This is a genomic window from Novosphingobium endophyticum, assembly GCF_014640675.1.
Taxonomy (GTDB): domain Bacteria; phylum Pseudomonadota; class Alphaproteobacteria; order Sphingomonadales; family Sphingomonadaceae; genus Novosphingobium; species Novosphingobium endophyticum.
In genome coordinates this window covers 1-22,717 of sequence record NZ_BMHK01000010.1, presented here as the reverse complement: position 1 = coordinate 22,717, position 22,717 = coordinate 1, and the positions used below count along the sequence as shown (strand labels likewise).

The window sequence follows — 22,717 nt, the reverse complement described above, 5'->3', positions numbered from 1 at the left end:
TGGAGGAGCAGCCGCCCGGAGGGCGAGGCCTGAGGGTCTCGTTGCTGTTTGCGCCTGGCTCACGTCCGACCTCGGCCATGATGCAGCAGTTGTTCGCGTCGAACGAAATGGCCGGCATTTCCGGGCAGATCAGTTACTCGCCGGACGAAAGCGAAGGCTGGCTGGAGATCCTCGCAAGCGGCCTGACGTTTGATCTTCGCGGACTTGCGCCGGCGGACCCCGCCGAACCGTGCGTCCCCGGTCAGAATTACGGTTTTGCCGAGGACGCGGCCGATAAGCCGCTCGAGGCGATTGACCTCGTTCCGGGCGGCCATATCGCGGCAGGCGGCGGGCTGCAGCCGGTCGTCAGGGCTTTGGCCGGGCTCGCCGCGAACCTTGTGCTGAACCTTCCGGTTGCCGCCGTGGTCTGGCACACAGCCGGTACCCGCATGGAACCGCGCTATTTCGCGCGCAGCGTGCTCGACTGGCTGTCGGGCGGGGCGTTCCCGGCGCTGGGCCTGACAGCTTTGCTCCCCTCCAGCGACGGCAGCGTCGCAAGCCATGGCCTTGCTCACTTTACAGGGCAGGAGATCCAGATGGCCGGAGCACCCGGAGAAACCCATGCGGACACGGTGAAGCTGGCTCTGCGCGTCATCGACTATCTTGTGCGCAAGGGCCGCCTGACGCAGGCGCAGGAGATATCCGGCCCCGGCATCACGCTTCTCGCCGAACCGTCGCAGTACAGCAATCGCGTGTGGATCTGGCGCAAGGAATGAAGCCTGCCGGGGCGAGGCCGAGACCATTCCTGCCCTTCCGCGCCGTCAACCGGAAAGGGCGCGCCGGCTACGACGCGGGGCTTCAGCTGCACCATCTCCTGCCGCGCCAGTTGCGGGTAGCGCGGGAGTTCTCGCGCATGTTCGCGGCAATCGGCAATGAGCGCTGCCGTTTCGAGAATTTCCGCGAAAACGGACTGCTGCTGCCCTGCGATGAGCGCACCGCCCTGCGGATGGCCATGCCGCTCCATCGCGGACCGCATCGCCATTACAGCGAGTTGGTGATCGACCGCGTCGGCCAGATCGAGGCCGACTGGTCGGTCCGGAGCTTGCGCGATCGGGAAGCGGCGAGGGTGCAGGCGCACATGCGCCTCGGCCTGCTCCAGCGGGCATTGAGGCGCTATCTGCTCGGTTCGGGCAGGCGGCGGCTCACGCTCAATCGCCAGGACCCGTTCGGAACCGGTGCCGATTTTTCCGAACTGGACGCCCTTGCGGACGCGCTTTGGGGCGCGACGGCGGCTTCGGTTCAGCCCATGCCGGTGCGCGAACGCAGTTCGGCTTTGGCGGCCTGATACTGCGCAAGCAGCGCCTTGACCCGATCCGCGACCGGCTCGATCGCCTTGATCGCGCCGATTCCCTGGCCGGCGCCCCAAATATCCTTCCATGCCTTGGCCGCCGAACTGCCGCCGGAGCCGAAGTCCATCTGGCTCTTGTCTCCGTCGGGAAGGTCGTCGGGATCCATACCCGCCGCGAGAATCGAAGGACGCAGGTAATTGCCATGCACGCCCGTGAACAGGTTGGAATAGATGATGTCGGAAGCGTGGCTTTCGACGATGGCCTGCTTGTAGCCTTCGGCGGCGTTGGCCTCCGGCGTGGCGATCCAGGGCGATCCCATGTAGGCGAAGTCGGCTCCCATGGCCTGGGCGGCCAGGATCGAGCGGCCGCAGGCTATCGCGCCAGACAAGGCGAGCGGTCCGGAGAACCACTCGCGGATTTCCTGTACCAGAGCGAAGGGTGACTGCACGCCGGCATGACCGCCAGCCCCGGCCGCGACGGCGATCAGCCCGTCGGCGCCTTTCTCGATCGCCTTGCGAGCAAAGCTGTTGTCGATGACGTCATGAAGCACCTTGCCGCCCCAGTCATGAACGGCGGCGTTTACATCCTCGCGGGCACCGAGCGAGGTAATGACGAGCGGCACTTTCCATTTGGCACATGCCGCAAGGTCTTCCTCGAGTCGGCTGTTGGTCCGGTGCACGATCAGGTTTACTGCGAATGGCGCGGCGCAACCTGCTGTTTCCTCGCAAATCCGGTGAAGCCACTCGTCGAGCTGGCTCGCGGGGCGCGCATTGAGTGCTGGAAAGCTGCCGACGATCCCCGAACGGACCTGGGCAATCACCAGTTCCGGGTTGGAAATGATGAACATCGGCGCTGCGATGACAGGAAGACGCAGATTCTCGAAAGGCACGGGCAGGGGCATGTCTCATCCGTTCAGGCGATCAAGGCGAGCCATAATGTGGCAGGCCGGGCCTGTCGAGGGCGCGGCGGCATGCCACCCTTACGGTGCCCATAGCCTCGCGGCCAGCAGGCGCGCTTGCCTTCCGGGGTCATCCCGTGCTCGCCAACGGGGCGCACACGGGTCTGGATGCCCCGCGCAAGAGTTCCCCCTACGCGGCGTTTGCTGCGCTGAGCACGGCCCTTACGCTGGCGGTGGCCACGTCCTCGTCGATGCCCACGCCCCAGATGGTCTGCCCATCCGCCGTCACGCATTCGACATAGGCAGCCGCACGGGCATCGGAGCTGTGGCCCATCGAGTGCTCGGCATAGTCGTGCACTTCAAGCTGGACATCGAATGTCCCGGCCAGTGTCGCCACGATCGATGAGATTAGGCCGTTGCCGCGACCGGAGACGGACTGTTCCTTACCGTCGACGCCGATCCTGCCGGCGAACACGCGGCTGCCATCCGGCCCCTTGGCCTCGTCCCAGTCGATCAGCTGGAAATGCTGCGGCTCGTCGAGGCGGTAGACCTTGCGGAACACTTCCCAGATGTCGCTCGCCTGCAGTTCGCGGCCGAGTTCGTCGGCGAGGTCCTGCACATGTCGCGAGAAGTGCGCCTGCATCCGCTTGGGCAGCTTAAGACCCTGATCCTGCTCGATCACCCAGGCGAAGCCGCCCTTGCCCGACTGCGAGTTGACCCGGATCACCGCTTCGTAGCTGCGACCCAGGTCCGCCGGGTCGATCGGCAGATAAGGCACGGCCCAGAGCTCGTCGTTGCGCTTTTCCTGCGCGGTGAAGCCTTTCTTGATCGCGTCCTGATGGCTGCCGGAGAATGCAGTGAAGACCAGTTCACCGCCATAAGGATGACGTTCGGGCACCTTGAGCTGGTTGCAGTACTCGACGGTCTGGATGACGTTGTCGATGTCAGAGAAATCCAGCCTGGGATCAATCCCTTGCGTGTACATGTTGAGGGCAACTGTCACCAGGCAGCAGTTGCCGGTACGCTCGCCGTTTCCGAACAGGCAGCCCTCGACGCGGTCGGCGCCGGCCATCAGGCCCAGTTCCGCCGCCGCAACTCCGGTGCCGCGATCGTTGTGGGTGTGCAGCGAGATGACGGCCGATTCCCGGTTCGGCAGGTTGCGGCAGAAATACTCGATCTGGTCGGCATAGACGTTGGGCGTTGCCGCCTCGACCGTTGCCGGCAGGTTGAGGATGATCGGGTTTTCTGGCGTGGGCCGGAGTATTTCCATCACCGCCTCGCAGCACTCGATCGAGAAATCCAGTTCAGCGGTAGAGAAGGTTTCGGGCGAGTACTCGAAGTGCCACCTGGTCTGCGGGTACTTCGCCGCCTGATCGCGCAGGACCTTGGCGCCGTTGACCGCGATCTGGCGGACTTCCGACTGCTCCATGCCGAAGACGACCTGACGCCACAGCGGCGAGACCGCGTTGTAGAGGTGGACGATGGCGGCATGCACGCCCGCCAGGCTTTCGAACGAACGCTCTATCAGGTCCTGGCGCGACTGGGTAAGCACCTGGACCAGCACATCCTCGGGAATCCGGCCCGAATCGACCAGCCCCCGGATGAAATCGAACTCGGTCGCGCCCGCGCTCGGAAAGCCGACCTCGATTTCCTTGACCCCGACCTTGACGAGCAGATCGAAGAAACGCGTCTTCTTTTCTGCACCCATCGGATCGATGAGGGCCTGGTTGCCGTCGCGCAGGTCGGTGGAAAGCCAGCGCGGCGCCTCGGTGATGACATTTGACGGCCAGCGGCGATCCGGCAGGTCGATCTGCGGGAAGGGGCGGTACTTGACCGAAGGGTCTTTCAGCATGGTCATGAGTTTACGTCTCGCTCGGGAATTCTGCTCTTCAGATGTTGTCGTCTCTGATCCCTTGGGCGCCGAGCGCGCCGACCAGAACGACGCACTGCATCACGCCCAAGGGCGGGTAAGTCGCAGAATAAGGCCAAGCCGGACAGTCATGCTTATGCCTATGGGGATGGGTTTGTGCGATGTAAAGGGGAAAACGCGATGCCGTCCGGCGCCGGGATGGAGCGCCATCGAGGCGACGGATCGCCGATTCTCAGGGGGCGAAGGCCGGGATTCGCTACCCGCCCAAGTGCCTTGCGCTCATGCGCCGATCAGTTGCACTTGAACTCTTCGATCCGGCCCTGTTCGTCGAGAAAGATATTGAGGCGGCCGGGGCGGTAATCCATCGTCATGGCAGAGCCGGGCTTCAGCACCCGTACCGGATTGTCACCGCGCCATTCGCGGATGCGGGAAAGGACTTCTTCGGTTCCGGACTGGCCCACGTAGGCCCCAAGCTGTTCCGCGCCGCATCCCTGCTGCGTGGGCGGTGGCGGCATCGTTTCGGAGGCAGGCGTTTCGGCCGAGCAGCCAGCCTGCGCGAGCAGGATGCCGCAAAGTCCGGTCAACGTCGCCGTCTGCACTGATGCCCGCATGTCAGTTTTCTCCCGATGGGTTGTCGCCGGTATCCTTGATGAAGGCCGCGGCGATCCTGAGGTCGACTCTGTCCGAAACCAGCGGGATTGAGAAGTCCATCCCGAAATCGCTGCGCTTGAACGTGCCGGTGGCTTCGAAGCCGATCACTTCGCCGCCGCCCATGGCTTTCGGCATGGTGCCGGCGCCATGAAAACGCACGTCGAGGGTGACGGGATTGGTAATTCCGTTGAGCGTGAGATTGCCGGTCATCTCCGCCTGATCCTCGCCGGTGGTCCTGACCATCGTCGAGACGAAGCGGGCATCTTCAGGGGCGGGGCCGAAGAAGTCCGGCTTTCCGCCTTCGGTCCGGGGAGGCTTGAGCAGGTGCTGCTTGAGGCCGGGGCTGACGACGGTCACGCTGGAGACCGGGATCGTTACCGCGACGCGGGCCTGTTCCGGGCGCTGGGGTTCGAGATGAAGCGTACCCGTAACATCGCCGAAGAGTCCGAAATAGGGTGAGAAGCCCAGGTGATCGACGCTCCATTCGACGAGCGTGTGATCGGGATCTGCCTTGTACAGGCCACCGCTGACGAGCGAGGAATCGGGGCGGCCCGGCGGCGATGCGGCGACCTTGGGCCGGGGCGTTTCGCTGTCCTGGGCGGGCAGGGAAGTGGACATTGCAAAAGCCGCGGCAAATGCCAGCGCTGGCGGCAGTACACATGCCGTGCCCAGCAAACGGTTCATCTGACAATCTCCCCCTGGTTTCGTTCATGGTTGAACGACGGTTGGGGAGCGTTGGTTCCCTCCGGGCGAGCAAAAACTGCTCGCCCGAGGTACTACGAAAGGCTCAGTTCTTCGACTTGTCGACGAGCTGGTTGGCTGCGATCCAGGGCATCATCGCGCGCAGCTTGGCGCCGGTTTCCTCGATCGGGTGGCGCAGAGCGGCCTTGCGGGACGCCTTGAGCTCGGGTTGGCCGGCACGGTTGTCCATCACGAAGTCCTTCACGAAACGGCCCGACTGGATGTCTTCCAGCACGCGCTTCATTTCCTTCTTGGTCTCTTCGGTGATGATGCGCGGGCCGGTCTTGATGTCGCCGTATTCGGCGGTGTTCGAGATCGAGTAACGCATGTTGGCGATGCCGCCTTCATAGAGCAGGTCCACGATCAGCTTCAGTTCGTGGAGACACTCGAAATAGGCCATTTCGGGCGCGTAGCCGGCTTCGACCAGCGTTTCGAAACCCGCCTGGATGAGGGCGGTGGTGCCGCCGCAGAGCACGGCCTGTTCGCCGAACAGGTCGGTTTCGCATTCCTCGCGGAAATTGGTCTCGATGATGCCCGAACGGCCGCCGCCGACGCCCGAGGCATAGGCGAGGGCGATGTCATGCGCGTTGCCGGTGACGTCCTGGTGCACGGCCACGAGGCAGGGCACGCCGCCGCCGCGCTGGTATTCACTGCGCACGGTATGGCCGGGACCCTTGGGGGCGATCATGATTACGTCGATGTCGGCGCGCGGCTCGATCAGGCCGAAGTGGACGTTGAGGCCGTGAGCGAAAGCGATCGCCGCGCCGGGCTTCATGTTGGCGTGGAGGTCCTCGGCGTAGATCGCGGCCTGATGCTCGTCGGGCGCGAGGATCATGAGGATGTCGGCCCACTTGGCGGCCTCGGCATTCGAAAGCACCTTGAAGCCGGTGCCCTCGGCCTTCTTGGCGGTGGCCGATCCTTCGCGCAGGGCGATGGCGACTTCCTTGACTCCGCTGTCACGCAGGTTCTGGGCATGGGCGTGGCCCTGGCTGCCGTAACCCAGCACGGCGATCTTCTTGCCGGTGATCAGGTTGATGTCGCAATCGGCGTCGTAATAGACTTTCATTCGTCTTTCCTTCTCGTCGTCCCGGACCTGATCCGGGACCGCTGTCGATCATGCGCCGCGCTGGTGGCCAGCGGTCCCGGATCGGTCCGGGACGACGCAAACTTAAATTCAGGCCTCTTCCGCACCCCGGATCATGCCGACGACCCCGGTGCGGCCGACCTCGACCAGGCCGAGTTCGCGCATGATGGCGACGAAGCTGTCGATCTTGTCCGGCGCGCCGGTCAGCTCGAAGACAAAGCTGGAGGTGGTTGTATCCACCGTCTTGGCACGGAACACGTCCGCGACGCGCAGCGCCTCAACGCGCTTCTCGCCCGTACCGGAGACCTTCACCAGCGCCAGTTCGCGTTGGACGAAGGGGCCGACTTCGGTGAGGTCGACGACCTTGTGTACCGGGACAAGCCTCTCGAGCTGGGCGTGGATCTGATCGATCTGGCTCGGCGGGCCGTGCGTGACGATAGTGATCCGGCTCACCGCGTGGTTCTCGGTGATGTCGGCCACGGTCAGGCTGTCGATGTTATAGCCGCGCGCGGTGAACAGGCCGGCGATCTTGGCGAGGATGCCGGCCTCGTTGTCGACCGTAACGGTCAGGACGTGCCGTTCCTCGGCCTCGTGCTTGATGTGCATCATCGTGTTTTCCTTCGTGACCGGATCAGACGAGCGCTTTGGCTTCGTCGTCCATGGTTCCGGCCACGGCATCGCCGTAGAGGAGCATTTCGGTGTGTGCCGCGCCCGAGGGGATCATCGGGAAGCAGTTCGCCTCGTTATGGACCCTGCAATCGACGATCACGGGCCCCTGGTAGTCGATCATCTCCTGGATGCCGGCGTCGAGTTCGCTTTCGCTGGCGATGCGGATGCCCTTCCAGCCATAGGCCTCGGCCAGCCTCACGAAATCGGGCAGGCTGTCCGAATAGGAGTTCGAATAGCGGCTCTCGTAGGTCAGTTCCTGCCACTGGCGGACCATGCCCATCCACTCGTTGTTGAGGATGAAGATCTTGACCGGCAGACGGTACTGCGTGGCGGTGCCCATCTCCTGGATGTTCATCTGGATCGAGGCGTCGCCTGCGATGTCGATGACAAGGCTGTCCGGATTGCCGCATTGCGCGCCGATCGCGGCGGGCAGTCCATAGCCCATCGTGCCGAGGCCGCCCGAGGTCAGCCACTTGTTCGGACCGAAAAAGTGAAAGTGCTGCGCGGCCCACATCTGATGTTGGCCGACTTCGGTGGTGATGATCGGGTCCTTGTCTTTGGTCAGCTCAAAAAGCCGCTGGATCGCGAGCTGCGGCATGATCGCCTTCGCGTTCGCCGGGAACGAGAGGCTTTTCTTCTCGCGCCAGGTATCGACCCGGGCTTTCCACGCTGTCAGGTCCTGCGGCTTGCGGCTGCCCCAGGCGTCGAGGATCTGCTCCATCACCTGCGCGCAGTCGCCTATGATCGGCAGGTCGACGCGGACTGTCTTGTTGATCGAGGAGCGGTCGATATCGATGTGGATCTTCTTCGAATTCGGCGCGAAAGCATCGAGGCGGCCGGTCACGCGGTCGTCGAAGCGGGCGCCGACGCAGACGATCAGGTCCGCCTGGTTCATTGCCATGTTGGCTTCATAGGTGCCGTGCATGCCCAGCATGCCGAGCCAGTCGCCATGGTCGGCCGGGAAGGCGCCCAGACCCATCAGCGTGGACGTGACGGGCGCACCGGTCTTCGTCTGAAGATCGCGCAGAAGCGCCGTGGCGCGCGGGCCTGAGTTGATGACACCGCCGCCAGTATAGAGAATCGGCGCCTTGGCGGCGGCGATCATCGCGACGGCCTGTTCAATTTCCTCGGTCGCGCCCCGTGTGCGCGGAGCATAGCGCTGTCGGCGCTGGACCGGGGCGTCGTTCCACGCAGCCGTTGCGATCTGCACGTCCTTGGGAATGTCGATCAGGACCGGGCCGGGACGGCCGGTGGTGGCGATCTCGAACGCTTCGTCGATCACCCCGGCCAGATCGGCAGGGTCCTTCACGAGATAGTTGTGCTTCGTGCAGTGGCGCGAGATGCCGACCGTGTCAGCTTCCTGGAACGCATCCGAACCGATCAGTCCGGTAGGGACCTGGCCAGTGATGACCACCAGCGGAATCGAATCCATGAAGGCATCGGCAATGCCGGTGACGGCATTTGTCGCACCGGGACCGGAGGTGACGAGCACGACGCCGGGCTTGCCGGTCGAACGGGCATAACCCTCCGCCGCGTGGGCGGCGCCAGCCTCGTGACGCACGAGAATGTGACGGATGCGCTCCTCGCCGAAAAGGGCGTCATAGATGGGCAGCACGGCACCGCCGGGGTAGCCGAAAACGAATTCGACACCCTGCCTGATCAGGCTTTCGACCAGGATGTTCGCGCCGCTGCGCTCTTCACTCACAACACATTCCTTCTTCGATTCGATGCCCCGAACACGCGGGATGCATCCGAAAGCGCGCATCCATAGTGGGCTTGTCTCCGGAAACAAGCGTTTCGGAGTGCACGGCGCTCTCTAATGAAACCGACCCGACACGACAATGGTCGTGCCGGGTCATCCTCTCCTCCCTGCATTACTTCCATCAGCAGGTGTTGCTGCCCACTAAGGGAACGTAAATGTTACGTCAAGCCAAATTTGCGTAATAAAAGGTCGGAAATGAGGCGTTCATTAAAACTATCAAACTCGATCCTGGCCCAGTGCCGGGGAGGCTGGTGCCGAAGCCAGGTAAACTGACGCTTCGCGTAATTCCGGGTTGCCTGCGCGCCCCGGGCAATGGCTTCGTCCAGATCCCATGCTTCCTGTAGCACGCCGGACAGTTCGGGAACCCCGATGGCGCGCATGACAGGCAGCGAGGGGTCGAGTTCGCGGGCGAGAAGCACCCTTACTTCGTCAAGGGCGCCCAGTTCGATCATGCGCTCGAAGCGAAGGTCGCAGCGCCGATAGAGCGCTTGCCTGTCGGGAAGCAGGATGGCCGGAAACAGGGACACCTGATCGCCAATGCCGCCGGTCGTCTCGGCTTGCCATTGGGTCAGCGTCCTGCCGCTGGAGCGGACGACCTCCAGCGCGCGCGCAATGCGCGTGCCGTCCGCAGGAGCGAGGCGGGCGGCGCGTTCAGGATCTTCCGTCTTGAGCGCGGCATAGGCCTCCGTTACCGGCAGGGCGCGGACGGCGTCGCGGATCGCGGGGTCTATCGGGGGGACAGGCGCGATGCCTTCCAGCAAGGTCCTTATATATAAGCCGGTACCGCCGACGAGGATCGGCACCGCGCCCTCGCGGTGAAGCCGGCCGATGGTTTCGCGTGCGGCGTTGGCCCAGTCCGCCGCCGAACAGCCCTGCGCGCCGTCCCATCTCCCGAAAAGGCGATGCTCGATGCCGCCCATTTCTTCGGGCGACGGGCGGGCGCTGAGAACCGACAGGTCGGCATAGACCTGCGAGCTGTCGGCATTGACGATGACGCCGCGTTTCCCGCGTTTTTCGAGGTGCTGTGCCAGCATGACCGCACAATCGCTCTTGCCGCTCGCGGTCGGCCCTGCGATGAGCGCCAGCGGCGGCCGGTTTCCGGCTTCGAGATCGTAAGGCGCATCAAGGGAATTCGCAGTGCTCATTGCCCGGCTGATAGCAGAACCGGACCACCTCTCGGCAAGAATTGACGCAGCGCGCGCCGACATGGAAAAACGGGGCATCCGGCTTGCCGAGGCGGCCATGCTCGACTTCTGCGGCCAGACCATGCAGATCGAATCGCCAGATGACGATGCGGCGGCGCTTCGCAGCTCGCTCGATGCGCACTTTTCGCCGACCGACGGCCTCGTCTGTTCCCATGAGCCAATCGTTCCGGCCGTTTTCATTTCCGACATGGACTCGACCATGATCGGGCAGGAATGCATAGACGAGCTGGCGGATTTCGCCGGTCTCAAGGACAGGATCGCCGCCATCACTGAGCGTGCCATGCAGGGCGAGCTGGATTTCGAACAGGCCCTGCGGGAGCGCGTCGGCCTGCTTTCGGGGCTCTCCATCGATGCCATCGACCAGTGCCTGGCCGGGCGTATCCGGCCGATGCCTGGCGCGAAAACCGTGGTCGGGACGCTCAAGAAGCTGGGGTGCCGCACCGTGCTGGTGACGGGAGGATTCCATCATTTCGCCGATCCCGTCGCGGAATCGCTTGGTTTCGAGCAGGTCATCGGCAATCGTCTCGAGGTTTCGGGGCGCAAGCTGACCGGTGGGCTCGTCGGCGGAATCGTGGACAGCGCGGTGAAGAAGGGCACGCTCCTCTCGATCATGGCCGAGGAGAGCGAAGGGGCGACCAGCCTTGCCACCGGCGACGGTGCCAACGACATCCCCATGCTCCAGGCCGCGACGTACGGCATCGCCTATCACGCCAAACCCAAGGCCCGCGCCGCCGCCAATGGCTGGATCGACCGGGGGGATCTGACCTCGGTGCTGCGCCTTCTGGGGATTCCCGAAAAGGACTGGGTGAAGGGCTGATACAGGAGTTTAACTTCCCTCCAATCCTCCCCGTTGCGAAGCGATGGGGAGGGGGAAGTTCATGCCGCCACCGATCGCAACAATTCGCAAGGCCCGCCGCCTCCGCCGCGAAATGACCTTGCCCGAGGTGCTGATCTGGCAACGGCTCCGGCAGTCACCGCTTGGCATCAAGTTCCGCCGCCAGCATCCGCTTGGCCCTTACGTATTCGATTTCTATTGCCCTGCGGCCAAGTCAGTGATCGAAATTGACGGCATCGCGCACGACATGGGAGATAATCCGGGTCGTGACGTCGCGCGGGATGCGTGGGTTGAGGCAAAGGGAATCCGGGTGATTCGCATTCCCGCGAGCGAAGTTTTGCGCTCGGTGGACGAAGCGGTGGAAGCCATCGTCCGCGCTTGCGGTGGGCGCTGATACCCCTCCGTCATTCGCTGCGCGAATGCCACCTCCCCATTTTGCCATGCAAAACAGGGAGGAGTCCGAGGAACCAAAATCCTCCCCGTTGCGAAGCAATGGGGAGGGGGACCGCCCGCGAAGCGGGTGGTGGAGGGGTTATCCTTCCATCCAGTCGCGGAAGAATGCTTCACTTTTCTCGCGCAGCGCCGAAATCTCGACACCGGCCACCGTGCTTCCGCCAACCGTGCCGATCCTGATCGCGCCGGGAAGCTCGGTACCGGCAGGCGCCGTCACCACGTAGCGCCCCTGATCCTCACCGAAGGCTTCCGCCGTCGTAAGGGTGCCATCGAGAAGGCAGCCCTTGCCGCTGGCCAGCGCCATCTCCGCAAGCGCGACCAGCAGACCGCCATCGCTGATGTCATGGACCGCCGTGACCTTGTTGTCCGCGATCCAGTCTCGCACCGTAGCGCCGTTGGCGCATTCGGCCTTGAGATCGACGCGGGGAGGCTCGCCGGCTTCCTTGCCCGCAATCTCGCGCAGCCAGATCGATTGGCCGAGATGCGTTCCGGGGCCGCCCAAAACGAAGATTTCATCGCCCTCGTTCTTGAAGGCGACGGTCGCCATCCTGCCGTGATCCGTGAGCAGACCGACCCCGCCGATTGCTGGCGTCGGCAGGATCGCGCTTCCGCCGCCGGTGGCCTTGCTCTCGTTATAGAGCGAGACGTTGCCGCTCACGATCGGATAGTCCAGCGCGCGGCAGGCATCGCCCATGCCGTTCAGGCAACCGACGATCTGCGCCATGATCTGCGGGCGCTGCGGGTTGGCGAAGTTGAGGCAGTTGGTGATCGCCAGCGGCAATCCGCCAACCGCGCTGATGTTGCGATAAGTTTCCGCCACCGCCTGCTTGCCGCCTTCGTAGGGATCGGCGTAGCAGTAGCGCGGGGTGCAGTCGGTGCTGATCGCCAGCGCCTTGTTCGTCCCGTGAACGCGTACCACGGCAGCATCGCCGCCCGACTTCTGCATCGTGTCCGCGCCGACCTGGCTGTCGTACTGTTCCCATATCCAGCGGCGCGAGGCGAGATCGGGCGAGCCCATCAGCTTGAGCAGGTCCGCGCCCAGATCCACGCTTTCCGGCACGTCGGCAAGTTCGGGTACCTTGGCCCAGGCCTTGTATTCCTCGGGACTGACGTAAGGCCGTTCATATTCGGGCGCATCGTCCGCAAGCGGCCCGAGAGGAATGTCGCACACGACCTCGCCATTGAACTCAAGCACCATGTGCCCGGTATCGGTCACTTCGCCGATCACCGCGAAATCGAGTTCCCACTTGGTGAAGATCGCCTCGGCCATGGCTTCCTTGCCCGGCTTGAGCACCATGAGCATGCGCTCCTGGCTCTCGCTCAGCATCATCTCGTAAGGCGTCATGCCTTCTTCGCGGCACGGCACCTTGTTCATGTCGAGCCGAATGCCGGCGCCGCCCTTGCTGGCCATCTCCACCGAGCTTGAGGTCAGGCCCGCCGCGCCCATGTCCTGAATGGCAACGATGGCGTCGGTCGCCATCAGCTCCAGGCAGGCCTCGATCAGCAGTTTTTCGGTGAAGGGGTCGCCCACCTGCACGGTCGGGCGCTTTTCATCGCTGTTCTCGTCGAAGTCGGCGCTGGCCATGGTGGCGCCGTGGATGCCGTCGCGCCCGGTCTTGGAGCCGACATAGACGATCGGGTTCCCCAGGCCGGTGGCGGCGCAGTAGAAAATCTTGTCGGTATCGGCCACGCCCACGGTCATCGCGTTGACGAGGATGTTGCCGTCATAGGCCTTGTGGAAGTTCGTCTCGCCGCCGACGGTCGGCACGCCCACGCAGTTGCCGTAGCCGCCGATGCCGGCGACCACGCCCTGCACGAGGTGCTTCATCTTGGGATGGTCGGGCCGTCCGAAGCGCAGCGCGTTCATGTTCGCCACGGGCCGCGCGCCCATGGTGAAGACGTCGCGCAAAATGCCGCCCACGCCCGTCGCCGCACCCTGATAGGGCTCGATATAGCTGGGGTGGTTGTGGCTCTCCATCTTGAAAATCGCGGCCTGGCCGTCACCGATGTCGATCACGCCCGCGTTCTCGCCGGGGCCGCAGATCACCCAGGGCGCCTCGGTCGGCAGCTTCTTGAGGTGGAAGCGGCTCGACTTGTACGAGCAATGCTCCGACCACATGACCGAGAAAATGCCGAGTTCGACAAGGTTGGGTTCCCGACCCAGCGCGTGCAGGACGCGCTCGTATTCCTCGGGGTTGAGGCCGTGGGCCTCGACGACGTCAGGGGTGATTCCGCTCATGCGACGCGCCTTAGCCATGTCCTCGCGCGCGCGCTAGCCCGGTTCACGCCCGGTAGCCCCGTTACCGGGATTCTCCGGTTCATACCCTTGACCGGTCGACAGGACGCGGCCATTGCATGAGCCATGGACGGAGAGACACCGAACATCGCGAACCTGAGCTTCGAAGACGCCCTGCGCGCTCTGGAAGATGTGGTGCGACGGCTCGAAAGCGGCGATGTGCCGCTGGAGGATTCGATCACGCTTTACGAACGCGGTGAGGAATTGCGCAAGCATTGCCAGAAGCGGCTCGATGCCGCGCAGGCGCGGATCGAGAAGATCGTGGCCGGCCCCGACGGAACGCCGGCGGCCACGCAGCCTTTCGACGCCCCGGACCGCTGAGCCGTGAGCCAGACAGGCGTGATCGACTCGCTGCTCGCGGACGCCCTTGCCCGCATCGCGGCCGAGATCGACGGTGCGTTCGATGCGCTGCTTCCGGTCCCCAGGGACGCCCGGGCGCGGCTCGTGGAAGCGATGCGCTATGCCGCTATCGGGGGCGGCAAGCGACTGCGGCCGCTGCTTCTGACGTCGGTGGCGGAAATGTACGGCGTCGATCGCGGGGCGGCGGTCCGTGCCGCCGTCGCGATCGAGGCGATACACGTCTATTCGCTGATCCACGACGACCTGCCCTGCATGGACAACGACGCCATGCGTCATGGCAAGCCCACCGTGCATGTCGCTTTCGATGAGGCGACCGCCGTGCTTGCCGGCGACTCGCTGCATGTCTTCGCATTCGAGATCCTGGCCGATCCCGCGACCAGCGCGGATCCTTTCACGCGCATCGAACTGGTGCAGGCGCTTGGGCACGCCAGCGGCTCGAAGGGCATGGCAGGGGGGCAGATGATGGACCTCGTCGCCGAGATGAGCGAGTTCGACCTGCAGACCGTCACCCGGCTGCAGCAGCTCAAGACCGGGGCGCTGCTTGCCGCCGCCGTCGAGATGGGGGCCATCCTCGGGCGCGTGGTGCCAGAGGGGCGCACGCACTTGCGCGGATATGCACGGGACATAGGCCTTGCCTTCCAGATCGCCGACGACCTTATCGATCACGAAGGCGACGCCCGGGTCGCGGGCAAGGCCGTGGGGAAGGATGCGCGGGCCGGCAAACAGACCTTTGTTTCGCTGCTTGGCGCCGAACGTGCGCGCGAACAGGCGCGTTTATTGGTCGACCAGGCGATTTCGCATCTTTCCCATCACGGCAAGGAAGCCGACCTCCTGCGCGCCGTGGCGCGGTATATCGTCGAAAGGGATCATTGATGAAGCGGGGTGAGCGCATCGGGGTTTATCCCGGAACATTCGATCCGATCACGCGGGGGCACGCCGACATCATCCGGCGCGGCGCCAAGCTGGTGGACCGGTTGATCATCGGCGTCACCACCAACATGTCGAAGAACCCGCTGTTCACTGCCGTAGAACGCATCGCCATGGTCGAGCGCGAAGTGGCGAATCTCGAGATCGAGAACGTTTCGGTTGTCGGCTTCAACGCCCTGCTGATGAAGTTCGCTGAAAAGCAGGAGGCCACGTTGATCGTGCGCGGCCTGCGCGCGGTCGCGGACTTTGAATACGAATACCAGATGGCGGGAATGAATCAGCAGCTCAATCCGAGCATCGAGACCGTGTTCCTGATGGCCGACGTCAGCCTGCAGCCGATCGCCTCCAAGCTGGTGAAGGAGATCGCGACGTTCGGCGGCGATATCTCCAAATTCGTCAGTCCGGCGGTGCGTGACGAGGTCGTCGCGCGGATCGCCGAGAATGGCATCCAGGGCGACTACTGAATTGGCCTGCGTCGTTTCGTTCATTGTCACGTCAGCGCAGGGGCATTATCGCCCCGGTGGTGACTGGTTTTTCAGCTTGTGAGTATTCGATGAAGTTTCGCCTGCCATTGACCGTGACGATGATCGGGCTTGCATTCGCGGCCACGCCTGTGCTGGCGAAGGACAAGGAACCGGCCGCACCCGCCGCTCCGGCACTTTCGCCCGTGGTGGACACCGATCCCGCCCACGATCCCGATAACGTCCTCTATCTCGACTTGTCCGACGGAGGCCGCGTGGCGATCCGGCTCATGCCGCAATGGGCGCCGAATCATGTCGAGCGTATCAAGACGCTGGCTCGGCAGGGCTTCTATGACGGCGTGATCTTTCACCGCGTGATCGATGGCTTCATGGCCCAGACCGGCGACCCGACCGGGACCGGGCAGGGCGGTTCGCAGCTGCCGGACCTCAACGCGGAATTCAATTCGATGCCGCACTTGCGCGGCACGGTGTCAATGGCACGCACGAATGATCCGAACAGCGCCAACAGCCAGTTCTTCATCATGTTCTACCCGCGCTTCTCGCTCGATCACAAATATACGGTGCTCGGCCGCGTGATCTCCGGGATGCAGTACGTCGACAAGGTTCAGCGCGGCGAACCGCCGCAGAACCCGACGCGGGTAGTACAGGCATCGCTCGCATCCCAGCACGAGGCGCCGCCTGCGGCGGCTGCAACCGCGATTCCCGCGGCCTCGATTACCGCAGGCGATCTGAGCAACTCCTCGTCCGACTGAGTTTCAGGCTCGGGCCGAGCTTGTCGAAGGCTGAACTCTGTTCTAGCGGGCCGCCATGCGCGTTGAGCTTTTCGACTTCAATCTGCCGCCCGAACGCATCGCCCTGCGGCCCGCGAAGCCGCGCGATGCGGCACGCATGCTCGTGGCGGACGGCGATGCGCCCTTCGCGGATCGCCATGTGCGCGACCTGCCGGATCTGCTGCGCGCCGGAGACGTGCTGGTCTTCAACAATACCCGCGTGATTCCCGCTCAGCTCGAAGGCCGGCGCGGTGATGCGGGGATCGGCGCCACGCTCCACAAGCGTGTCGATCTGCGCCGCTGGCAGGCCTTCGTGCGCAACGCCAAGCGTCTGAAGCCCGGCGATCGCATCGCCTTTCCCGCCGGCGTCGCGGCCTTCGCCGAGGAGCGGCACCCGGATGGAAGCTGGACGCTGGCCTTCGAAGGCGACGAGCCGGTCGAAGTCCTGCTCGAAAGGGCAGGGCGCATGCCGCTACCGCCCTATATCGCGGGCAAGCGCGAAACCGACGAGGCGGATCGCAGCGACTACCAGACCATGTTCGCGTGCGAGCAGGGCGCGGTAGCCGCGCCGACGGCAGCGCTGCATTTCACGCCCGACCTCGTCGAACGGCTCGATGCGGCGGGGGTCGCGCGCGAGACTCTGACGCTCCATGTAGGGGCGGGCACGTTCCTGCCGGTCAAGGTGGAGGACACCGCCGAGCACCGCATGCATGCTGAATGGGGGAGAATTGACGAAGATACGGCCGATCGTCTCAATGCGGCAAGAGCAGCGGGTGGGCGCATCATCGCCGTGGGCACGACATCGCTGCGGCTACTGGAGAGCGCTGCGGGCGAGGACAAGATCATACGGCCTTTCGAGGGCGATACCGCGATCTTCATCACGCCCGGCTATCGCTTCAAGGCGATCGACGGATTGATGACCAACTTTCACCTGCCGAAATCAACGCTGTTCATGCTGGTCTCTGCGCTGATGGGGCTGGAGCGGATGCAGGCCGTCTATGCCCATGCCATCGCGGAGGAATACCGCTTCTATTCCTATGGCGATTCCAGCCTGCTGATTCCCTGAGGAGGCGGCCGCCCTGGCGAAAGCAACTCGCCTGTGGGAATTGCATCTTATTTGCAGCGACGTGGACTTGGAACTGACACCGCAATCGCCCATCAAGGCGACATGGACTCCATTCTCGAAATTCGCGGGCTGACCAAAGTCTATCCAGGCGGTCTCACCGCGCTTCAGGGTGTCGATCTGGACATCAGGAAGGGTGAGATATTCGCGCTTCTCGGGCCGAACGGCGCGGGCAAGACCACGTTGATCGGTGCCGTGTGCGGCCTGGTGCGCCCCACCTCCGGCACGATCCGTGCGTTTGGCGAGGACATGCGGACGCACTGGCGCAGCTTGCGCGCGCGTATCGGGCTGGTTCCGCAGGAACTCGCCACGGACATGTTCGAGAAGGTGATTCACTCGGTCAACTATTCGCGGGGGCTGTTCGGCCTTGCGCCTGACCCCGCGAAGATCGAGGAGATTCTTCGCGCACTGAGTCTTTGGGACAAGCGCGATGAGCAGATCCGGGCGCTGTCCGGCGGCATGAAACGCCGCCTGCTCATCGCAAAGGCCCTCGCGCATGAGCCGGAACTGCTGTTCCTGGACGAGCCCACCGCCGGCGTCGACGTCGAGCTGCGGCGCGGCATGTGGCAGCAGATCGCAAAGCTGCGGGAACTGGGAACGACCGTCATCCTCACCACCCACTACATCGAGGAAGCCGAGGAAATGGCTGACCGGGTGGGGATCATTCAGGCCGGCCGCATCCGCATGGTCGAGCAGAAGGCGGTAATGATGAAGCAGCTCGGCCGCACCGAGGCCCGCATCACCCTTGCCCGGCCGCTGGCGCAGTTGCCCGGCACATTGAACGGCTTTTCCGTTTCCTTGACCGATGGCGGCAGCGAACTTTCCTACCGCGGCGGCGACGGAGCAGGCGGGGGCAAGGCTGAAGTCGCCGATCTGACCAAGGCGCTCATCGCCGCCGGGATCGACTACACTTCCCTCGACATCCGCGAGTCCAGCCTCGAGGAAATCTTCGTCGATCTTCTGGATGGAGCGGAACAATGATCGTTTTCAACGTCCGCAGCACCTGGACCATCTACAAGCGCGAGGTCATGCGCGCGCTGCGCACGGCCATGCAGTCCATCCTCGGCCCCGTTCTGACGACGATGCTCTATTTCGTCGTCTTCGGCGCGGCGATCGGTGGGCGGCTGGATTCCGGCATGGCCGGGGTCAACTACGGCGCGTTCATCGTGCCGGGCCTGCTGCTGCTCACGCTTCTCACGGAAAGCACGTCAAACGGCAGCTTCGGCATCTACATGCCGCGCTTCACCGGTGCGATCTATGAGCCGCTCTCCGCGCCTGTCGGCGTGGGCGAGACGCTGGTCGGTTTCGTAGGCGCGGCCGCGACCAAGTCCCTTATTCTCGCCGCAATCATTCTCGTCACAGCGACATTCTTCGTCGACTACACCATCATCCATCCGCTCTATGCGCTTGGCTTCATTCTGCTGGTTTCCGCGAGCTTCTCGCTCTTCGGATTCATTCTGGGAATCTGGGCGGACAGCTTCGAGAAACTCGGGGTCGTTCCGGTCCTGATCCTCGTGCCGCTGACGTTCCTCGGCGGGACGTTCTATTCGATCGACATGCTGCCCGAACCGTGGCGCACCATCGCCATGGTCAATCCGGTGGTGTATCTGGTCAACGGCCTGCGCTGGTGCTTTTACGGCAGTTCTGATGTTTCCATCGGCGTTTCGCTGGCCATGACGCTGGTGTTCCTCGCGATTTGCGTCGGGTTCATCGCGTGGATATTCAAGACGGGCTGGCGCCTTCGAACCTGATTGAGTAGTCCTGCCCCGGTCATGCCAATGAAGCAGTTTCTCCCGGCCGCGCTTCCGCTCGTCCTTGTCGCCATTCCGGCGCAGGCTGGGCAGCTCATTCACCAGCCCGTGGTGCAGGATATTCCGGCCGAGCCGGAGCCGCCGGAGCCTCTTGTGCTGATCTTGCCCGACTACGTCTATCCGCCGCCGTTCATTCCGGTGGAGCCGCCACGTCTTCCCAGGAACGTACGCGCGATGATCGAAGCGGCGATCCGCACCGACGATTCCAACACCGTCGCGGCGGTGGTGAAGATGGCGATCGAGACCCAGCCATACGACAAGGACGAGATCCGCTCGATGCATCGCGCCTTCCTCGACCAGAAGGCCGAGGCGCTCGCCGCGAAGACCGAGGCCGAACTTCAGCGCATTCGCAGTTCGGGCGTGCTCGACCTGTGGACCGGTAAGGTCGAACTCGGTGCCTTCAGGGGCACGGGCAATACCAGCAACTTCGGGGTGACCGGTTCGCTCAAGCTGAATCGCAAGGGGATCGACTGGGAACACACGGTCCTGGCCAGCGCGGATTACCAGAAGGATTCGGGATCGATCACCCGCGAACAGTACGGCGCGAGCTATCAGCCGCGCTATACCCTCAGCGACGACATCTTCACGTTTGGCCGACTGCAATACGAAAAGGACGAGATCCAGGGGTACCGGGACCGGTACTCGTTATCAGTCGGATTCGGTTACCGGGTCCTCCAGCGCCGCGACCTGTCGCTCTCGCTGGAAGGGGGGCCGGCGGTGCGGCGAACCCGCTTTGTCGCCCAACCTTCCGAAACGACCTGGACGACGCTGACGTCGATTGACTTCGACTGGAAGATAAACGGCGCGCTGAAGTTCACCGAAGATGCCTCGAGCTATGTCGGATCGGACAACAGCACGTTCACGTCGCTGACCGGGATCGAGGCGGGCATGGCCAAGGGGCTCAAGGCCAGACTGTCCTACTCCATCGAGCATGAAACTTCGCCGCCCGACGGATCGGTGAAGACCGACACGATCTCCCGCTTCGCTCTGGTCTACGGGTTCTGACCGGTCTAACGGACGCGGTCATGAACCCGCGTTTCGAATTCACCCTCCATGCTACCGACGGCAAGGCGCGCACAGGCGTCATCCGGATGCGTCGCGGAGAGATCCGCACACCCGCCTTCATGCCGGTGGGAACCGCAGCCACCGTAAAGGCGATGAAGCCGGAAAGCGTACGCGCGGCCGGGGCGGACATCATTCTGGGCAATACCTATCACCTGATGCTTCGCCCCGGCGGGGAGCGCGTGGCGCGTCTCGGCGGGTTGCACAAGTTCATGAACTGGGGGCGCCCGATCCTTACCGACAGTGGCGGCTATCAGGTGATGAGCCTGTCCGACTTGCGCAAGATCACCGAGGAAGGCGTGACTTTCGCCAGCCATCTGGACGGTTCGCGCCACCTGCTCACCCCCGAGCGCTCGATGGAGATCCAGCGCCTGCTCGGTTCGGACATCGTCATGTGCTTCGACGAATGCCCGAAAATCGATCAGGGGCGCGACCAGATTGCACGTTCAATGGAAATGTCGATGCGCTGGGCGAGGCGTAGCCGCGACGGTTTCGACAGCGGCGGTGAGCATGCGGAAAACGCCGCGCTCTTCGGCATCCAGCAGGGCGCGCTCGATGAGGGCCTCCGCAAGGCTTCGGCCGACGCGCTCCACGACATCGGTTTCGACGGCTATGCCATCGGCGGGCTTGCCGTGGGTGAGGGGCAGGAGGCGATGTTCGCCACGCTCGACTTCGCGCCTGGTCAGCTTCCCGCCGACCGTCCGCGCTACCTGATGGGCGTGGGAAAGCCCGACGATCTGGTTGGCGCGGTCGAACGCGGGGTCGATATGTTCGATTGCGTGCTGCCGACCCGCTCGGGGCGCAACGGCCAGGCTTTCACCTGGAGTGGCCCGCTCAATATGCGCAATGCCCGTCATGCCGAAGATACCAGCCCGATCGACGAGCGCTGCGCCTGTCCGACGTGCCACACCTACAGCCGCGCCTACGTGCACCACCTGATCAGGTCAGGCGAAATCCTGGGCGCCATGCTGCTGACCGAGCATAACGTCTCATTCTACCAGCAACTCATGCAGGCCATGCGCGACGTTATCGCGGAGAGCCGCTTTCAGGCATTCGCGCGCGATTTCCGGCGCGATTACCTGCGAAAGTAGTCAGGCGGGAAGCAGCCTTCGCGCACTGCCACCCGTGGCCGGACCGATCTCCAGCACCGTGCCGACGTAAGCTACGAAGCGGCCGGTTCGGGAATCGAGGAAACCGGCGCCGATCTGGGAGGCAAAGCGCTTTGCGGTTTCAAGGTCGGGATACCATTTTCCGGCACGGCGAGGGGTCACAAAGCGGTAGCAAGTCATGATGCAGCCGCATTGCCCGAAGCCTGTGTCAGTTTCCTTACAGGATCTTCGGACCGTGCAAATTTGTGGATGGCACTCGCCGATGCGAAAAGGGCGGCCCCGAAGGACCGCCCTTTTGCGAAATCATGTGCGTCCGTTCCCTTTGCATTCGCAGGGAGCGGCCCCTCTTAACGCGAGTAGAACTCGACGACGAGGTTCGGTTCCATCTTTACCGGATAGGGCACTTCGTCGAGCGACGGAACGCGCACGAAAGTGACCTTGTCGGTGCCGTCCGGCGCCACGTAGTCGGGGACTTCACGCTCGGGCAGGCCCTGGGCTTCGATGATCAGCGCCATTTCCTTGGCCTTGTTGCCCAGGCTGATGACGTCACCCACCTTGATCCGGCGCGAGGCGATGTTGCACTTCACGCCGTTCACGCGGATGTGACCGTGCGAAACGATCTGGCGGGCGGCGAAGATGGTCGGCGCGAACTTGGCGCGGTAGACGACCATGTCGAGGCGCTGTTCGAGAAGACCGATCAGGTTCTGACCGGTGTCGCCCTTCATGCTCGACGCTTCCTGGTAGGTGCGCTTGAACTGCTTCTCAGTCACGTCGCCGTAGTAGCCCTTGAGCTTCTGCTTGGCGCGGAGCTGGATGCCGTAGTCGGACACCTTGCTCTTGCGGCGCTGGCCGTGCTGGCCGGGGCCGTAGCTGCGGCGGTTGACCGAGCTCTTCGGACGGCCCCAGATGTTCTCGCCCATGCGGCGGTCGAGTTTGTACTTGGCGCTCTTGCGCTTCGACATAAGTCTTCTTCCGTTCTGCTTGCCGTGCCGCCACCGTGGCCGCACGATCCATAAGTCCCGGGGAGCACCACCTGGCCTAGCGCGCCGGGTGCGGCCGCCGCTTCACCGGGGTGCGGGGCCGAATGGACGAACCTTGCCGAAAGGGCAGGCGCCATGTGAAGGGGTGGCCCTTACGGGCTTGGTCGGGAAAGTCAAGCGGCGAGCGCCTGCAAACCAGGGCTATCGCATTTGGCCGATGATGGATCGAGCGAAGTCGTTGGACCAGCCTGAGCGTTTGCGCTTGCGTCTGATGGAGATTTCGGGTCGTGCGGTTCGCAGG

At 63.8% G+C, this 22,717-nt stretch carries 24 protein-coding genes; 13 read left to right on the top strand and 11 right to left on the bottom strand.

The window, feature by feature from the left end; all coding sequences use genetic code 11:
- Positions 1-77 precede the first annotated feature (77 nt).
- Entirely contained in the window at positions 78-755 is a 678-nt protein-coding gene (locus tag IEX32_RS09115; RefSeq protein WP_229736271.1) for a hypothetical protein, read from the top strand.
- Positions 752-1,324: an AHH domain-containing protein gene (locus IEX32_RS09110; RefSeq protein WP_188770700.1), complete on the top strand. Its 573-nt coding sequence runs from the start codon at positions 752-754 to the stop codon at positions 1,322-1,324. Before IEX32_RS09115 ends, IEX32_RS09110 begins: the two co-directional genes overlap by 4 nt.
- Here IEX32_RS09110 and IEX32_RS09105 read toward each other — a convergent pair.
- The 8 genes from IEX32_RS09105 to miaA form a co-directional block, all read right to left on the bottom strand.
- A complete protein-coding gene (locus IEX32_RS09105; RefSeq protein WP_188770698.1) occupies positions 1,279-2,229 on the bottom strand; it encodes an NAD(P)H-dependent flavin oxidoreductase in 951 nt (316 codons plus the stop codon). The two genes, IEX32_RS09110 and IEX32_RS09105, sit on opposite strands and share 46 nt — an antisense overlap.
- Positions 2,230-2,416: 187 nt before the next feature.
- Complete coding sequence (gene leuA, locus IEX32_RS09100) at positions 2,417-4,084, bottom strand: 2-isopropylmalate synthase (RefSeq protein WP_188770696.1); 1,668 nt, start codon at positions 4,082-4,084, stop codon at positions 2,417-2,419.
- 302 nt (positions 4,085-4,386) lie between these two features.
- Positions 4,387-4,707 carry an I78 family peptidase inhibitor gene (locus IEX32_RS09095; protein WP_188770695.1) on the bottom strand — a complete coding sequence of 107 codons (321 nt, stop codon included), beginning with the start codon at positions 4,705-4,707 and terminating at the stop codon, positions 4,387-4,389.
- Between the two features lies 1 nt (position 4,708).
- Positions 4,709-5,431: a YceI family protein gene (locus tag IEX32_RS09090; RefSeq protein ID WP_188770693.1), complete on the bottom strand. Its 723-nt coding sequence runs from the start codon at positions 5,429-5,431 to the stop codon at positions 4,709-4,711.
- A 103-nt stretch (positions 5,432-5,534) separates the two neighbouring features.
- Positions 5,535-6,554 carry a ketol-acid reductoisomerase gene (ilvC, locus tag IEX32_RS09085; RefSeq protein ID WP_188770691.1) on the bottom strand — a complete coding sequence of 340 codons (1,020 nt, stop codon included), beginning with the start codon at positions 6,552-6,554 and terminating at the stop codon, positions 5,535-5,537.
- A 108-nt stretch (positions 6,555-6,662) separates the two neighbouring features.
- Complete coding sequence (gene ilvN / locus IEX32_RS09080) at positions 6,663-7,181, bottom strand: acetolactate synthase small subunit (protein WP_188770689.1); 519 nt, start codon at positions 7,179-7,181, stop codon at positions 6,663-6,665.
- A gap of 22 nt (positions 7,182-7,203) precedes the next feature.
- On the bottom strand, positions 7,204-8,946 hold the full coding sequence (locus IEX32_RS09075; RefSeq protein WP_188770687.1) for an acetolactate synthase 3 large subunit: 1,743 nt from the start codon (positions 8,944-8,946) through the stop codon (positions 7,204-7,206).
- A gap of 215 nt (positions 8,947-9,161) precedes the next feature.
- Complete coding sequence (miaA, locus tag IEX32_RS09070) at positions 9,162-10,148, bottom strand: tRNA (adenosine(37)-N6)-dimethylallyltransferase MiaA (protein ID WP_188770685.1); 987 nt, start codon at positions 10,146-10,148, stop codon at positions 9,162-9,164.
- Here miaA and serB point away from each other — a divergent pair.
- Together serB and IEX32_RS09060 are read left to right on the top strand one after the other, a co-directional pair.
- Positions 10,141-11,025, top strand: a complete 885-nt coding sequence (gene serB, locus IEX32_RS09065; RefSeq protein WP_188770683.1) for a phosphoserine phosphatase SerB — start codon at positions 10,141-10,143, stop codon at positions 11,023-11,025. The two genes, miaA and serB, sit on opposite strands and share 8 nt — an antisense overlap.
- A 112-nt stretch (positions 11,026-11,137) precedes the next feature.
- Positions 11,138-11,437 (top strand): endonuclease domain-containing protein, encoded by a 300-nt coding sequence (locus IEX32_RS09060; protein ID WP_229736270.1) that lies wholly within the window; start codon positions 11,138-11,140, stop codon positions 11,435-11,437.
- Between the two features lie 138 nt (positions 11,438-11,575).
- Here IEX32_RS09060 and purL read toward each other — a convergent pair whose 3' ends face one another.
- On the bottom strand, positions 11,576-13,735 hold the full coding sequence (purL, locus tag IEX32_RS09055; protein ID WP_188770678.1) for a phosphoribosylformylglycinamidine synthase subunit PurL: 2,160 nt from the start codon (positions 13,733-13,735) through the stop codon (positions 11,576-11,578).
- A 123-nt stretch (positions 13,736-13,858) separates the two neighbouring features.
- On the opposite strand from purL, the gene IEX32_RS09050 reads away from it, so the two are divergent.
- The 9 genes from IEX32_RS09050 to tgt all read left to right on the top strand — a co-directional run bounded on the left by IEX32_RS09050 (position 13,859) and on the right by tgt (position 21,418).
- Positions 13,859-14,113 carry an exodeoxyribonuclease VII small subunit gene (locus IEX32_RS09050; RefSeq protein WP_188770676.1) on the top strand — a complete coding sequence of 85 codons (255 nt, stop codon included), beginning with the start codon at positions 13,859-13,861 and terminating at the stop codon, positions 14,111-14,113.
- 3 nt (positions 14,114-14,116) lie between these two features.
- Positions 14,117-15,025 (top strand): polyprenyl synthetase family protein, encoded by a 909-nt coding sequence (locus IEX32_RS09045; protein ID WP_188770674.1) that lies wholly within the window; start codon positions 14,117-14,119, stop codon positions 15,023-15,025.
- A complete protein-coding gene (gene coaD / locus IEX32_RS09040; protein ID WP_188770672.1) occupies positions 15,025-15,543 on the top strand; it encodes a pantetheine-phosphate adenylyltransferase in 519 nt (172 codons plus the stop codon). Before IEX32_RS09045 ends, coaD begins: the two co-directional genes overlap by 1 nt.
- A gap of 89 nt (positions 15,544-15,632) precedes the next feature.
- Positions 15,633-16,313 (top strand): peptidylprolyl isomerase, encoded by a 681-nt coding sequence (locus IEX32_RS09035; protein ID WP_188770670.1) that lies wholly within the window; start codon positions 15,633-15,635, stop codon positions 16,311-16,313.
- A 55-nt stretch (positions 16,314-16,368) separates the two neighbouring features.
- On the top strand, positions 16,369-17,397 hold the full coding sequence (gene queA, locus IEX32_RS09030; RefSeq protein ID WP_188770668.1) for a tRNA preQ1(34) S-adenosylmethionine ribosyltransferase-isomerase QueA: 1,029 nt from the start codon (positions 16,369-16,371) through the stop codon (positions 17,395-17,397).
- 102 nt (positions 17,398-17,499) lie between these two features.
- Positions 17,500-18,435 carry an ABC transporter ATP-binding protein gene (locus IEX32_RS09025; protein WP_188770666.1) on the top strand — a complete coding sequence of 312 codons (936 nt, stop codon included), beginning with the start codon at positions 17,500-17,502 and terminating at the stop codon, positions 18,433-18,435.
- Positions 18,432-19,205, top strand: coding sequence for an ABC transporter permease (locus IEX32_RS09020; protein ID WP_188770665.1), 774 nt, complete (start codon positions 18,432-18,434; stop codon positions 19,203-19,205). Before IEX32_RS09025 ends, IEX32_RS09020 begins: the two co-directional genes overlap by 4 nt.
- A gap of 27 nt (positions 19,206-19,232) precedes the next feature.
- The gene (locus IEX32_RS09015; RefSeq protein ID WP_229736269.1) at positions 19,233-20,270 is read left to right on the top strand and encodes a DUF481 domain-containing protein; all 1,038 of its coding nucleotides are present in this window, start codon (positions 19,233-19,235) and stop codon (positions 20,268-20,270) included.
- Positions 20,271-20,290: 20 nt separating this feature from the next.
- A complete protein-coding gene (gene tgt / locus IEX32_RS09010; protein WP_188770663.1) occupies positions 20,291-21,418 on the top strand; it encodes a tRNA guanosine(34) transglycosylase Tgt in 1,128 nt (375 codons plus the stop codon).
- Here tgt and IEX32_RS09005 read toward each other — a convergent pair whose 3' ends face one another.
- Together IEX32_RS09005 and rpsD are read right to left on the bottom strand one after the other, a co-directional pair.
- Positions 21,419-21,616: a hypothetical protein gene (locus IEX32_RS09005; protein WP_188770661.1), complete on the bottom strand. Its 198-nt coding sequence runs from the start codon at positions 21,614-21,616 to the stop codon at positions 21,419-21,421. It abuts the gene before it with no gap.
- Positions 21,617-21,783: 167 nt separating this feature from the next.
- Positions 21,784-22,398 carry a 30S ribosomal protein S4 gene (gene rpsD / locus IEX32_RS09000; protein WP_188770659.1) on the bottom strand — a complete coding sequence of 205 codons (615 nt, stop codon included), beginning with the start codon at positions 22,396-22,398 and terminating at the stop codon, positions 21,784-21,786.
- Positions 22,399-22,717: the final 319 nt, after the last annotated feature.